The following is a 14056-nucleotide window of genomic DNA, read 5'->3' as shown; positions in this document are numbered from 1 at the left end:
CTGCCTTCCCCACTAAAGGAGTGACAGATGCTTTTGTTGAAAATTAATGATGCAATGCATTAGCTTTCTAATCTTTCGGGTTCAGAAGCCGCTGTTCTTTAGCTTACCCATAACCTCATCGATCTCCGCTTTAGTCGTATACCGTCCCACACTAAAACGAACCGCTCCCTGCCCAATACTTGCAGAGACATTCATTGCCTTTAGAACAGGTGAAATCAATGTTTCTCCAGAATGACACGCTGAACCTGTTGAGGCAGCCACATCTTCCAGCGAAGCAATCACTTCGTGACCCACCGCTCCAAGAAAACTAACGTTAAGCGTGTTGGGCAATCGCTTATGCCTATGACCATTCAGGTGAATTCTGTCGCCAAATGCCTCCTGCAATCTATCGTAGAAATAATCCGCTACTTCTTTCACACGCTCTCTGGATGCAGAGTCCGAAGCAAGCTCACAGGCTTTTCCTAATCCAATAATATAAGGGGTGTTTTCCGTTCCGGCACGTCTCCCCTGCTCATGACCCGCTCCGTGAATTAATGGTTCGATGTGAATGCCCTCTCGGATGTACAATGCTCCAATCCCTTTTGGCGCATATAATTTATGGCCTGCCAGCGTTAGAAAATCCACCCCTAACTCAGCCACATCAAGCTCTACTTTTCCAGCGGACTGCGAAGCATCGGTATGTATAAGGACACCCCGTTCATGGCAGACCTCGGCTATTTCTTTGATTGGCTGAATCGTGCCCGTTTCGTTGTTAGAGTGCATAATGGAGACTAGTATAGTTTGGTCTGTAAGCTGATTTTTCACATCATTTACCTGCACCATTCCATACGCGTCAACAGGTACATAAGTAATCGTGTAACCCAACTGCTCCAGATACTGACACGGTTTTATTACCGCAGGATGCTCCACAGCAGACACAATAATGTGATTGCCTTTATGTCGATACGTTTGGGCGACGCCCTTGATGACGGTATTATTCGACTCGCTGCCCCCGCTTGTAAAAAGCACCTCACCCGGCGTACAATTCAGGAAATTAGCCACCTGTGTTCTTGCTCGCTCGATTCCGACTTTAGCTTCATGTCCCAAAGAATGACTGCTTGAAGGATTGCCAAAATGACCATAAAGATAAGGAATCATAACCTCTGCTACTTCCTTATCTACAGGTGTTGTAGCGTTATAGTCTAAATAGATCATTTGTTAAGCCGAGCCTCCTCTAAACCCCTCATACTTTACGATACATAAAGCTTATACCTTCTGATTACTTAAAAAAGAGATCACCGCAGCCTCAGCTTCATCCAAATTGTTCACCTTAAAGGTAACTCTCTCAATGCCTTCATACTGAGTAGACGTATAATCGTATTTAGGATCATAGTAGTATTCTAACAGCAGCGCAACAGCCTCTCCGAACATATCAGCTTGCAAGCACCGCTCGATTTCCGCCGCAATGGGGATATGAATTCGCGATTTGATACTTCGAAAAGCTGAAATACACTGATCCTTGTACACTTCTGGTTTATAGTCCTCAAGGATTTGCTGCACTCTGGCTTGTAGTGGCATCTCAATCCAAATCTGTGTTCCGATCTCTTTCTGCTCGGCCATGAATGGGGGCATTACGACCTTCCCAATCTTTTTGCTCTCCGCTTCAAACAGTACATAAGGAGCATCCCCAAGCTTAATTAATTCCTCCATAAGAAGACTATCGAACGTTTTTTGATTGTTTGCATGAAGTCCGATCTCGCCAAAGATAGAACCGCGGTGACCTGCCATTCCTTCCAAATCCAGAACAGGATAGCTCTGTGTCTTCAGGCGGTGCAGCAGGTTTGTTTTACCTGTACCCGTATTTCCATGAATGACATAAGGCTTCGCCTTAAATTCATAGGACTCCAGTTCATCCAGTACCCATTTACGGTAAGCTTTATAGCCGCCAATCAATCGGTAAGCGTGAATATCCATTAAAGAAAGTACGGTCGCAGTTGTACGGCTGCGCATACCTCCCCTCCAGCAGAATACAGCCTTGTCCCCTTGAATCGCAGCAAATTCTTTGACAAAGGAAGGTAGCTTCGCCGCAGCAATCTCCAAACCGCGTTCTTTCGCAGCCTGCACACTTATCTGTTTATACAATGTACCTACTTCAGCTCGTTCCTCATCGTCAAAAAAAGGAATATTCAAACTCTCTGGCAATGTCGAGTCTTTATATTCAGAAGGAGATCGAACGTCGATAACGGTGATCTGCTTCTTATTCTTTAACACTCTTAGTTCTTCCAGTGTAATATCCTGAAACAATGCGCTCTCTCCTCTGGTGGCTAACTTCTTAGGTCGCCTCTAAGCTGAACTCCAGCGTTATTGCGCAGCTATAACTGCAATCTGACCCGGATGTTCTTCCGTTACCTCTCCGATCAATGCTGCTTCCACACCTGCATCTACTAACTCTTTTAGCAAATCCTCACTTTGTTCTGGAGCAACAGAGATCAGCAATCCACCGGAAGTCACAGCATCACACAGAATATAGCGGCTTAATTGGTCCATCTCTTCCGGATATAGAATACTGCCCTCCAAATGGGCAAAGTTATTCTTAGTGCCGCCTGGAACAAAGCCCTGCTCCGCGAGCTCTCTTACTCGTGGCAGCATCGGTACATCGCCTTGACGAATAATCAGTCCGTGATTGCTCCCTTTTGCCATTTCCGAGGCATGTCCAAGCAACCCGAATCCGGTAACATCTGTACAAGCATGTACATCATAGGGCTCCATGATTTCAGCCGCTTTTTTATTCAATGTAGACATGACTGTCGTAAGGCGTGTAGTTTCTTCTGGGGATAGCTGATCCTTTTTAATAGAAGTCGTTAAGATGCCCACTCCGATAGGTTTAGTCAAAATCAGCTTGTCTCCTACCTGCGCACCTGCATTCGTTCTTACTTTGTCCGGATGCACAAGGCCCGTAACGGCCAATCCAAATTTAGGCTCTTTATCGTCGATGGAATGTCCGCCCACAAGCGTTGCTCCTGCTTCCTGCACTTTATCTGCTGCACCGCGCAAAATGTCACCGAGAATGCTTTTGTCCAAAACAGAAATAGGGAAGGCCACAATATTAAGCACTGTAAGCGGCTTGCCGCCCATAGCATAAATATCACTTAACGCATTAGCTGCTGCAATTTGCCCAAAGGAATACGGGTCATCCACGATCGGCGTGAAAAAATCAACAGTTTGCACTAACGCTAGATCATCACTTAATCGATATACCCCAGCGTCATCACTGGTGTCTAGACCTACAAGTAGATCCGGATTAGGAACGGTTGGTGGTAGACTGCGAATAACCTGCATGAGATCGGCGGGACCGATTTTGCAGCCGCAGCCCCCTTTTGAAGATAATGAGGTCAATTTTATGGTTTCGGCTTGAGACATCATGACTCAGCTCCTTTAGATAGTTAATATCGAATATCTTTAATCTTACATCAGTAGACAGCATTGTACAAAATACAGACATACAGAAGAACGCCCCGTAGCCAGTACATACTCCCCGGCTATGGGACGCCCCTCATTTCTCACTTACCACTAAGATCAACTAATCTGCTGAGTTTCCTGCTGTTTCTCCAAAAACCGCTGAAGTATAGCATTAAATTTCTCCGGCTGACACAAATTACTAGGATCTAATGCGTTAGGAATGATCACTAACTGAGCATGTGGCAGCTGAGATACCATATCCTTCATACAATTAACTCCAAATTCACTAAAGTCACCTACAATACATAAGGCGGGACGCTTAAAAGACTTTAAGCATCTAGTGTAATCCACATGGCTCGTAGCCAGCCTTTGCCGATACAATTCCCGTGGACGTTTATCGAGAAGTCCTCTTCTAATCTCGTTATAAGCCAGATTCCAGCGTTCCCGGTACATCATACGAATCGAAGGCAGTACAAGCTCACTTGGAGCGTAATACATTAACCAACTGCAATAAGCAGCCATAAGCTGGATTTTACCGATTATCGTTGACGCCTGACTTCTACAAAAGCTATCCGCGACAACAATCGCTTTTACTCGCTCTGGATATTGCTTCGCAATATGTTGTACGACGAGCCCCCCATAGGCACTCCCAACAAAAACAGCCTCACGAATACCCAAATCATTCAATAGCATAATTATATCTAGACATTGAGTTTCAATAATCTCGTTTGGGGCCTGCAGTAATTCACCTGATTTGCCATTCCCCCGTAAATCACACAGAATCACTTTATATTTATCAGAAAAATACTCCAATTGTGGCTTGAACATACTATGTGTTAATCCATGTCCATGGATAAACACAACCGGAGTCCCTGTTCCATTGATTTCGTAATAGAGCGAAGTTCCATTCAGTTTAGCAATAGGCAAAGTTAACACCTCTTTCATAGATAGGTTCTACAACTATATCTGCTTTTTAACGCAGCAAAAAACCACAGAGGGATTCTCTGTGGCTATTCATCATCAAATACGCCATTCATCCTCTCTCCATACGCTTACGAGGTTAGCTGTCGGATTCGGGCAGTGAGAGTTGCCCTACCTGCATGGATGCATTTATGCACCTGGAACAGGATTCACCCCATAACTAGTACCGATTGTTACACTGGTTCCCAGTTGTTGGTTCCCCCGCTTTCCTTAACGGAAATTAAGCGGACTTCTTATGTAATTGTCAGTTATGTGATGAATCATACTCCGTGTAAGGTTTCTTGTAAAGTTGAGCCGTGGGCAAAATAATGTTGAAAGCCATGCTTTTCATTTCATATTGAGCATACACTTCGTTTTCTCTTTCTTTTTCTCTTGTTTACTCAATATATCTAAAAAAAGCCGAGCGGCCATCAGAGATCAATCCCTGAACCACTCGGCTTCGTTATACAATCATATGGCTACAACAGATCGGCGTTTTTCAATGCATGTTCCCAGCTCGGAAAAAAGAACAGCGCACTTCTCATAAGATCAGGATCGCTTTGCTTCACTTGTTTTTTGCTGATCGAGCTTCCATCGGTTTGAAGCTTTTTGATACGACTTAACACTTCATCAGCCTCCAAAGGAATTTCCATTGAAACACTCCTTTCTCAGTGACCTGGTTTCCAATCATTTTCTCCATAATATGCAAATTTATTCTTCATTTCGGTTTATACGAAATTAAACCAGCTGATAGACCGGTTGTTCAGCAATAAAGTAAGTAGGAATCATTGGGTATTTCTGTGCCAGAACTTCAGCTAAATATTTCATTCCTGGAGCTTCACTTTCCGCATGACCTAACATAATCAGCGCTTTTGATCTGCCTTGGTGGACAGCATCCCTCACATATTCTGGAGTTTCCCATTCGGGGCCCTCGCCAGCAATAATTAAATCAAGATTGTGCTGATTAAAAAGAGGAATAGCCATCGTTCCACCTCCTCTGTAACCTACTAATATCCCCACATGTCTGCATTTCTGGGATAGGTCTCCGGCAGCACGTACATAGGAGATGCCTAGCTTTCTTTTTATATATTGAGCCGCTTCACTTACCGTCATAGCTGGAATCGATAGGATTGTAGCAGTGGATTGCTGCTCAACCACATAGGCTGACCATTCAAGCTCTCGCAGCAAGCCCACCATGATCCCATCCGGTTGATGCCGATGCCAATAATCATGATAACGAAAAATAGCCAGTTCAGAACGCTCGATTACACTCAGTTTCGCAAGATATACAGGGTCATCCTCTAACCACTCACTCGTCTCATGATGACTGTAATACACACCTTCATGTGTGATCAACAAATTGGCGTTCATAGCAACCGTTCGTTCCACAACATATTGCGTAGCGCAAAATGCCGTAACCATCCCTGTAATCACCATTTCTGGATTCCCCGGCTTAAGCGTATCCACAGTCCCATCTATCTGTTCCATAGCTCCTATTAAATCTTCCAGAATCGTTCTAATTGTCACGCTCACTTTAATCCGCCCTTTGAGATCTACTCTACTAATCTATCAACGTATAAATAACCCGCCCTTAATCGATATAAGGACGGGTTCACAGTTCATTATTTGAGCAGCTTGCCCACTCTATGATTTCGTGGCAGAAGTGATAATTCGATGGAAAGCTGGCTTCGGCTTATGCCCTTCATCGAATAGGAACGGCCAGTTCTTCCGACCACGAACAGGGAAATCATCCAGCCAGGTATAGTCATCCGCTGCTCCCCAGAACGTGACCGAACTAATCACGTCCCGGTATTCTCTCAGCAGTGCGAACATCGCTTCATATCGATCTGCTTGAAGTTCGAGCAGCTCAGCAGGTACTGTCTTTAAGTCCATTCGTTTGTCCTCGAAACGGAACATGGATACATCCAGCTCAGTCAATTGAAGCTGAAGTCCTAACGAGGCATATTTCTCAATCGCTGCACGAATATCATCCAGACTAGGATCGTATAAATTCCAGTGTGCTTGCAATCCGACGCCATGGATCGGCACGCCTTGTTCCAATAGCGACTTCACCAGTTTATAAATTTTGTCACGCTTTAATGGATGGGATTCGTTATAGTCATTGTAGAACAACAAAGCCTTTGGATCGGCTTCATGCGCGAATTCAAACGCTTTGGCGATAAAGTCTGGACCAACAATGTCGAGCCACTTCGACTGGCGAAGAAGTTCTTCTCCCTCATCAGCGATTACCTCGTTTACAACATCCCAAGCATAAATTTCTTCCTTATAACGTCCTACAACGGTCTGAATATGTGATTTAACTCGTGCAAGCAGAATCTCTTTGCTTACAGGTCCTCCGCCCTTATCCTCAAACAGCCAGTCCGTTGTCTGGTTGTGCCAAATCAAGGTATGTCCGCGCATCGCCATATGATATTCCCTGGCGAAGGCAACCAGCTGGTCTGCTGCCCTAAAGTTATAAGTGTCCTCAAGTGGATGCAGACTTTCAAATTTCATCTCGTTCTCAGCGGTAATACTGTTGAAATGATAAGCAAGCAAATGCTCCTGTGATTGGATAGTTAATGGGTTGACGGCTGCGCCAATCTTGAAATCCTCTGCGAACACTGTCTTTAGTGCAGGCTCTGTAAAATCACTAGCTTGTCTCAACAAGTTCCCTCCTAACAAACGCTATTCATTATGACCGATAATCGAACCAATCAAAGTGGGCAGGTACCTCAGCTACTTTACCATGACCTGTCGCATATAAACCGATAAGAACACCTGTAAATCCATTTCCTTTTACGGCCTGTGGGGATAATGGGTATGCTGCCGCTGTAGATAGCTTATTCCATTCCTGCCCATCCAAGGAGAACAATAAGGTGTATTCGGTAAACTCCGCCTGTATTTTCAGATAAATTCGCTCAGCTGTAGTTGGTACTTCTGCTTCTACACGGGTTATTCCATCAATAGTTAATTGTGCTGCAATGACTCTATGGCCATCTTTTTGCACCAAGCCAACCTCATAATGTGCATGCTCATCCAATCTAGCACAAAGTCCAGCCTCTTCACCGTCCACGGTAGGGTTAAAATCCAGTAATGTACTCCATTCTGCTGAAGTATGCTGCTGTCTCCTTCCTATAAAGGCCACCTGTCCTATATCACTGAGACCCTTAGATTGACCCCGAAGAGATAACCATCCCGGGCGTTCATTTAGTGACCAGCTTCCCTCTGCCGGATTCCGCAGAAAGGCTAATTGCAACGGTAATACATGGTCATCAAAATCATATCTTCCGCTTGTCTCAGGTTTTGGCGAATGACCCGGTACACGTGGAACCTTCATCTCCAGTCCAACGGTATCTTCGTTATTATCAATCATAGGCCATCCATCTTCATTCCAAATTACAGGGGCAAGAAAGGTCTCTCTTCCTAGCACTGTATACTTGGAATCTACTAGACGTACTCCAAGGAATACGGCCCACCAATCCCCGTTACGATCTTCGATCAGATCAGCATGTCCTAGATACTGAATGGGACTATCAGTCCCGCGATGGGTCAATATCGGTTGCTCTAATCTTTCAAAAGGACCGTAAGGGGAGGAAGAACGACCGATAATTTCTCGGTGTTCCTTTGCCGTGCCGCCTGAAGCAGACATGATATAATACATTCCGTTAATTTTGTACAAATGTGGTCCTTCCGTCCAAGGTCCGCCATCCCCAGACCAGATGACAACAGGTTCTGTTAATGCTGCTCCTGTAGCAATGTCTATCTCATATTGAATAGCGTGGGAATCATAATCTGCTCCCTGCTGGGTGGTTACATATACCTTTCCATCCTCATCAAACATTAGGGAAGGGTCAATTCCTCCATAAGGAATACTAATCGGGTCTGACCACGGACCCGCTGGGTCCGTAGCCGTAACATAGAAATTCCCCTTCCCGTGTATTTCGGTCGTTATCATGTAAAACGTTCCTTCATGATACCGGATGGTTGGAGCAAATATACCTCCAGAGCTTTTGCTCTTACGTGTATCTAGCTGACTTACACGATCTAATACATGACCAACTTGTGTCCAGTGAATCAAGTCCTGGCTGTGAAAGATAGGCACCCCAGGAAAATATTCGAAGGAGCTACACACCAAGTAGAAATCATCCCCTGCTCGAGTGATGCTAGGATCTGGATAAAAACCTGGAAGTATTGGGTTCGTGTATGTGATTGGAGATGGAGTCATAATTCAACAAACAACCTTCCTATTATTTAATAGTGGGTGCAAGCTACTTATTCCTTCACGCTTCCTACGTTCATTCCAACTACAAAGTACTTTTGCATGAATGGATAGACTAGCAGAATCGGAACCGAAGCAACGATAGTAACGGCTGCACGAATGGACTTTGGAGTTACCAATGACCCCGCTGACTCCGCAGTTACCCCTGCCCCGTTAGCTACACTTGCGCTACTGTTGGCATTCATACTTGATTGTATTAGTTTCATTAATTCATACTGCAATGTACTCAAGTGCTGGCGGGAAGAGGTGTAGATAAAAGCATCAAACCATGCGTTCCATGCACCTACTGCGACAAAAAGGGCAATGGTAGCAAGAACAGGTTTACATAAAGGGAAGACTACTTTCATGAAAATCTTGAAATCCCCGGCACCGTCGATTCTCGCGGATTCCATAAGACTTTCATGTATGCTACCAATATAAGTACGAATAACGATCATATTAAATGCACTTATCATAGTCGGTATTACATATACCCAAAACGAGTTTAGCAGATGAAGCTCCTTAATAAGGAAATAGTTTGGTATCAGACCCGCATTAAAATACATGGTAAGGACGAAAATAATGGTAATCGGTTTGCGGAAAACATATTCTTTCCGGCTTAAAGTATAAGCAAGCATTGTGGTTAGAAATAGATTCAGGATCGTAGATATCACTGTTCGTGCAACCGAAATCCAAAAAGCAGGAATAATGGTACCTGAGGCAAAAACAGCTTTGTAGTTCTGTATAGTCCACTCCCTAGGCAATAGATAAATGCCGCCACGGATCGTATCGTTCCCCGCATTCAATGAAACTGCTATAGTATTTAGAAATGGATATAAGGTAACTATAACTATGCATACCATAAATACAGCATTAAAGGTACCGAACAATACTGGTTCAAGACCTATATTTCTCATGCGTCTTCCACCATTACTTTTTGGAGATTTATGAGGTAATAATTGAGTTTTCTCCATGATTATAACAGCCTCTCTTCCCCTAGCCGCTTCGAGGTCCAGTTAGCTAATAGCAGCAACGTTACACTTACGACTGTTTTAAATATACCACCCGCAGTGGCTAAGGAATAATTCCCTTGGCCAATCCCGTATTTCAATACAAATATATCTATCGTATCCGACCAGTCTGCAGTAAGACCGTTCCCTAACAAGAACGGAACCTCAAATCCGACATCCAGTACATGTCCTATGGACATGATCATCAGGATTACAATGGTTGGTTTAATTCCAGGTAATGTTACATTGAACATTTTTCTGTATCGGTTTGCCCCATCGATCTCAGCAGCCTCATATAAAGCTGGATCTATAGAAGCAATAGCAGCCAAGTAGATGATTGTACCCCATCCCACCTCTTTCCAGACGGTTGAAGCACCCACAATACCCCAGAAATATTTTCCTTCACTGAGCCAAAGGATTGGTGAGTCAATAAGATTTAATTTCATGAGTAAGATGTTGATAATCCCGTCGTTACCAACCGAAAGGGAGACACCTACAATCCCTGTTACAATGATCCAAGAGAGAAAGTGCGGCAAGTAGGATATGGTCTGCACGGTTCTTTTCCAAAATACATTTTTGATTTCATTAAGAAGTAAGGCTAATCCTATCGCGGTAATAAATCCTAGAATGAAATTAATTAAACCCATTGCCAATGTATTTCTAAATACCCTTAGAAAGGTATCGTCCGTAAATATTGCCTTGAAGTGCTTCAAGCCAACCCACGTTTGTTCGCCAAATGCCTTAGATGGTTTATAATCCTGAAAAGCCATGGTCCATCCCCAAACAGGTACGTACGCAAATAGTACAATATACAGCAGCAACGGAACTGACATCCAAATCAACTGTTTCTGATTCTTAATCAAGGTCATAGTAATCGGTTGCTTCTTTTTTCTTTTAGGATGCCGGTTAACTTTTTTTCCCGTTAAAATCTCATCCATATATTTTCTCCCCACATCATCCATATATTTCAGAAAGTGGTTGGCTAATAAGCCACCACTTTCTGATTTTTAAGCAAGCTCTAACTATTTAACACTCCAAGTATCAAATCTCCATTTAAGCTGTTCATTGATTCTGTCTTCGTAAGCTTTAATATCCGCTTTATGAAGTTCTCCAACAAATTCAGTCCAAACTTTATCGAAATCGGAAGGGCTAGCCAAGATTGCTTTTGGCAGGTACTTGGTTTTAACTTCTCCCATCTTCGTATCGGCAATTTTTGCTGGAGAATTTTCAACAAGATCTATCGACCAAGCTGGATAAGCCACTGGGTTCGGTCCAGGCTTACTGAAGAAATCTACATAACTGTTGAATCCATATGCGTCAAGGACTTCCTTGTCATACGCTTCCAACCCTGCTTTATATTCTTCTGGTTGGGCTGCCGCATCCGTTGAGTTACCGTCTGCAAAGTACCCTTGCATTTTAGGAGCAGTAGCATACCAAGCTTCTGCTTTGTTACTTAGCTTCCATGTTGCATCAACTGCGTTGTCCCGTTGTTCTTGGGTTCTTATAAAGCGACCGTCTGCCACTTGATAATCTTCGCCTTCAATACCCCAAGTGAGGGTTTTTTGCCAATCTTCTTGAATTAATGTGTCCATAAGTTTAAGGATTCTCACTGGATCCTTAGCATTGACAGTGATCCCGAATCCATTATTTAAGTTAAGAGCAGGGCGATCCAGATAATAATCTTTGGTGTTAGTATCATATACAAGAGGCAGACCTACATAAGTACTCATATCTTTCCCTTGTGTTTTGAGTGAATCTTCTGCTTTCTGGAAGTTCCAGTGCTGATCAAACATTCCCAGTACAGCTCCGCTGGACAATTTAGCTAAATATTGGTCATAATCCATTACAAATGCTTCTTTGTCAATAATACCCAACGCGTTCATATCATTAAGCTTTTTATAGTACTGCTTAGCATAGTCTTTATCCGCAAAGATTTCTGCTACGTTATCCTTAACTACTACTCCGCCATCATTAGGATGCCCGATCAGATGTTGAGGAGCGTTAAACAATCCCCAGTTTCTCCAGTCTTTGTTATGAATCTCAAACCCAATTGTTGGCTGACCATCAATGGTTGGATTTTTCTCTTTATATTTCACGATAAGATCGAAATACTCGTCCAAAGTTTTAACGGTTGGATAACCGGCATCTTTAAGTACGGCTTTCTGAATCCAGAAAGCTGGGCCAGAGTAATAGGTTGTATTCATCTCACCGTTATACGCACCATAGTTTGGAAGTGTATAAATGTGTCCATCATTGGGATCCTTCATCATGTTCCAGTAAGCTGCGTAATGCGCTTTCAAATTCGGAGCGTGTTCTTCAATCAAGTCCTCGAGAGGAATAAATGCACCTGCTGCCGTCAGTTGGGTATTGGAACTCATCAGATCTGGATAATCCGAACCGGCAATCATAACGCCAAGCTTCTGTTTAAGGTCTCCAGCCAAGAATTCAAAGTTGAATGATGCGCCTGTTTTTTCTTTGATCATCTTGTAAATTTTGTTATCTGGTGTGGGTTGCTGACCTGCTTCTCCAAGAAAGATACTAACTTCAAAAGGCTCTATCTTCTTGTCATCGGTTCCAGCTGCAGTTGCAGCTGCTGTTTCTGCCGGTTTGTTTTCCCCCTTAGCAGTATTACCGCTGTTATTTCCACCGCATCCTGCTAGAGCAAAACTTAGGGATAACACAGCAATCAGACTAAGTTTGAACTTTGATATTGACTTGCCCCCCATAAAGCACCTCCATATTTTGTTGGTGTAACCATATTGTAAGCCCTTACAAGTTAAATTATAGAGGTGATGATGCCATTGATAATACACCAGAACTAAAGGTGTACCCCCAAAAAGTTTAGGTATTCGTATGTTTAAATTCATTTGGACTCATATGCATCTTTTTTTCAAATTGTTTGAGAAACTGACTATAATTGGAATACCCTACTTTCTCAGCGATCTCACAGTTTTTCAGCTTATTGTGTTGAAGTAAACGTGCAGATTCCTTAATCCGGAGGTCATGCAGCTGCTCATTAAAATTAATGCCATTCTTCTTGATCAATAATTGTCCCAGATACACTGGATGCAGGAAGAATACCTCAGACAGCTTTTTAATTGTAAGATTTTCGTGATAATGCGCTTCAATATAGTTGTTGATTTCCTGTATAATCCCCTGTGATTTTTGGATTTGTTCTTTTAGAAGAATATCAATACTCGCCTCACCACATGATATAAGATTACGAATTAAATCGTTCAACTTCATCATCGAGTCCCGCATTTCGGGGATTGTTATCTGGGTTAACAAGGAGGATACCTGAACTTCACTAGCTTTCGAAGTAAACTCAACGATCTTATACATAATATGAATAACGATCTTCTTCACAACCTCTGGAGCGATGCGCATCTCACGAAAGCTGCGAGAGGCCAAGCCCACAGCTTGTTTAAAGCCTTTTATGTCCAGTGTGTTAATAGGTCTCATTAAGTCATCCATCAGTTGAATTTGATCATAGTGATAGCTGAAGGGACTATCTTTGGTTCCCTGATAGGTCAAGAATCCTGAATGATCCGAATTATAAAAATAATACATTAACGCTTCTTTCGCCGTTCGGTAGCTATTCGCAATTTGAAGCAAAGAGCCCTCGCTATCCCCTACTGCAATATACATGGCTTGCTTAGGGTGTTCATTCAGCAAGGGAGCTACTGCAGGATATATTGCAGCACCCTCATCAGACTCCGAAGGATAGCCGTATACGATTCCAAAGCAAAAAGCCTCCAGATCGATCAGAAACATCGATTCCGTATTCGTTAGGAGAGCTACTGCTTTCTCTCTGATTTCCGTATACATCGTCGGGTCTGTCTGTAGTAAACAAATATTCCAAAGGCTTTTGCCTTCCGATAGACGTGTAAGTACTGTAAAGTCTGACTTATCTTCTGCCTTCTCATTCAGAATGCTCTTAAGAAGAGAGACAACTTCCTCTGAGTTTGCCATTTGATTTAAGCTTCGCTTCTGAGTTTCCTGTTCTAATTCCCGATATATCTCCTTCAATTCTTCTGATGCCTCTTCTTCGAAAAGCGGTTTCATCAGATAATGGTTAATGCCATAACGTATAGCTGTCTTAGCATATTCAAACTCACTATAACCGCTTAGTATGGCAAACTTAATCGGTTTAGTCTCCTCTTGCTGCCAGGCGGAAACCATTTCCAGACCATTCATTAGCGGCATATTTACATCTGTAATGACAAGATCCGGCAGTAGCTGCTTTATTAACTGTAAGCCCTCTTTACCATTACTGGAGGTTCCACATACTTCAAAGCCAAGCGCCTGCCAGTCTATCCATAGCTGCATCCCCTCAAGAGCACTAGGCTCATCATCGATCAACAATACTTTGTATTTCATAGGCTCCCTC

The 14056-nt window shown here is 43.1% G+C and carries 12 protein-coding genes and 1 riboswitch; all 12 genes read right to left on the bottom strand.

What is annotated here, in order from left to right:
- Positions 1-81: 81 nt before the first annotated feature.
- The gene (locus ACWNM1_RS13820; RefSeq protein ID WP_449601363.1) at positions 82-1194 is read right to left on the bottom strand and encodes a cysteine desulfurase family protein; all 1113 of its coding nucleotides are present in this window, start codon (positions 1192-1194) and stop codon (positions 82-84) included.
- A 51-nt stretch (positions 1195-1245) separates the two neighbouring features.
- The gene (mnmH, locus tag ACWNM1_RS13815) at positions 1246-2283 is read right to left on the bottom strand and encodes a tRNA 2-selenouridine(34) synthase MnmH (protein WP_449601362.1); all 1038 of its coding nucleotides are present in this window, start codon (positions 2281-2283) and stop codon (positions 1246-1248) included.
- A 57-nt stretch (positions 2284-2340) separates the two neighbouring features.
- Positions 2341-3399, bottom strand: coding sequence for a selenide, water dikinase SelD (gene selD, locus ACWNM1_RS13810; protein ID WP_042191699.1), 1059 nt, complete (start codon positions 3397-3399; stop codon positions 2341-2343).
- Positions 3400-3555: 156 nt separating this feature from the next.
- Positions 3556-4365: an alpha/beta fold hydrolase gene (locus ACWNM1_RS13805; protein ID WP_076300380.1), complete on the bottom strand. Its 810-nt coding sequence runs from the start codon at positions 4363-4365 to the stop codon at positions 3556-3558.
- 106 nt (positions 4366-4471) lie between these two features.
- Positions 4472-4656, bottom strand: a riboswitch (cyclic di-AMP (ydaO/yuaA leader).
- A gap of 221 nt (positions 4657-4877) precedes the next feature.
- Positions 4878-5051, bottom strand: a complete 174-nt coding sequence (locus ACWNM1_RS13800) for a hypothetical protein (RefSeq protein ID WP_170880375.1) — start codon at positions 5049-5051, stop codon at positions 4878-4880.
- Between the two features lie 85 nt (positions 5052-5136).
- Complete coding sequence (locus ACWNM1_RS13795; RefSeq protein WP_449601361.1) at positions 5137-5931, bottom strand: Nif3-like dinuclear metal center hexameric protein; 795 nt, start codon at positions 5929-5931, stop codon at positions 5137-5139.
- Between the two features lie 111 nt (positions 5932-6042).
- Complete coding sequence (locus ACWNM1_RS13790; RefSeq protein WP_449601360.1) at positions 6043-7062, bottom strand: endo-1,4-beta-xylanase; 1020 nt, start codon at positions 7060-7062, stop codon at positions 6043-6045.
- 28 nt (positions 7063-7090) lie between these two features.
- The gene (locus tag ACWNM1_RS13785) at positions 7091-8623 is read right to left on the bottom strand and encodes a glycoside hydrolase family 43 protein (RefSeq protein WP_449601359.1); all 1533 of its coding nucleotides are present in this window, start codon (positions 8621-8623) and stop codon (positions 7091-7093) included.
- Positions 8624-8670: 47 nt separating this feature from the next.
- The gene (locus ACWNM1_RS13780) at positions 8671-9573 is read right to left on the bottom strand and encodes a carbohydrate ABC transporter permease (RefSeq protein WP_076120963.1); all 903 of its coding nucleotides are present in this window, start codon (positions 9571-9573) and stop codon (positions 8671-8673) included.
- Between the two features lie 59 nt (positions 9574-9632).
- On the bottom strand, positions 9633-10604 hold the full coding sequence (locus ACWNM1_RS13775) for an ABC transporter permease (RefSeq protein ID WP_449601358.1): 972 nt from the start codon (positions 10602-10604) through the stop codon (positions 9633-9635).
- Between the two features lie 84 nt (positions 10605-10688).
- Entirely contained in the window at positions 10689-12392 is a 1704-nt protein-coding gene (locus ACWNM1_RS13770) for a sugar ABC transporter substrate-binding protein (RefSeq protein ID WP_449601357.1), read from the bottom strand.
- A 115-nt stretch (positions 12393-12507) separates the two neighbouring features.
- Complete coding sequence (locus ACWNM1_RS13765) at positions 12508-14046, bottom strand: response regulator transcription factor (protein WP_449601356.1); 1539 nt, start codon at positions 14044-14046, stop codon at positions 12508-12510.
- Positions 14047-14056: the final 10 nt, after the last annotated feature.

Source organism: Paenibacillus sp. Marseille-Q9583 (assembly GCF_976954365.1).
Note: the sequence above shows the minus strand (reverse complement) of the source record. Positions and strands in the feature narration are given on the sequence as shown.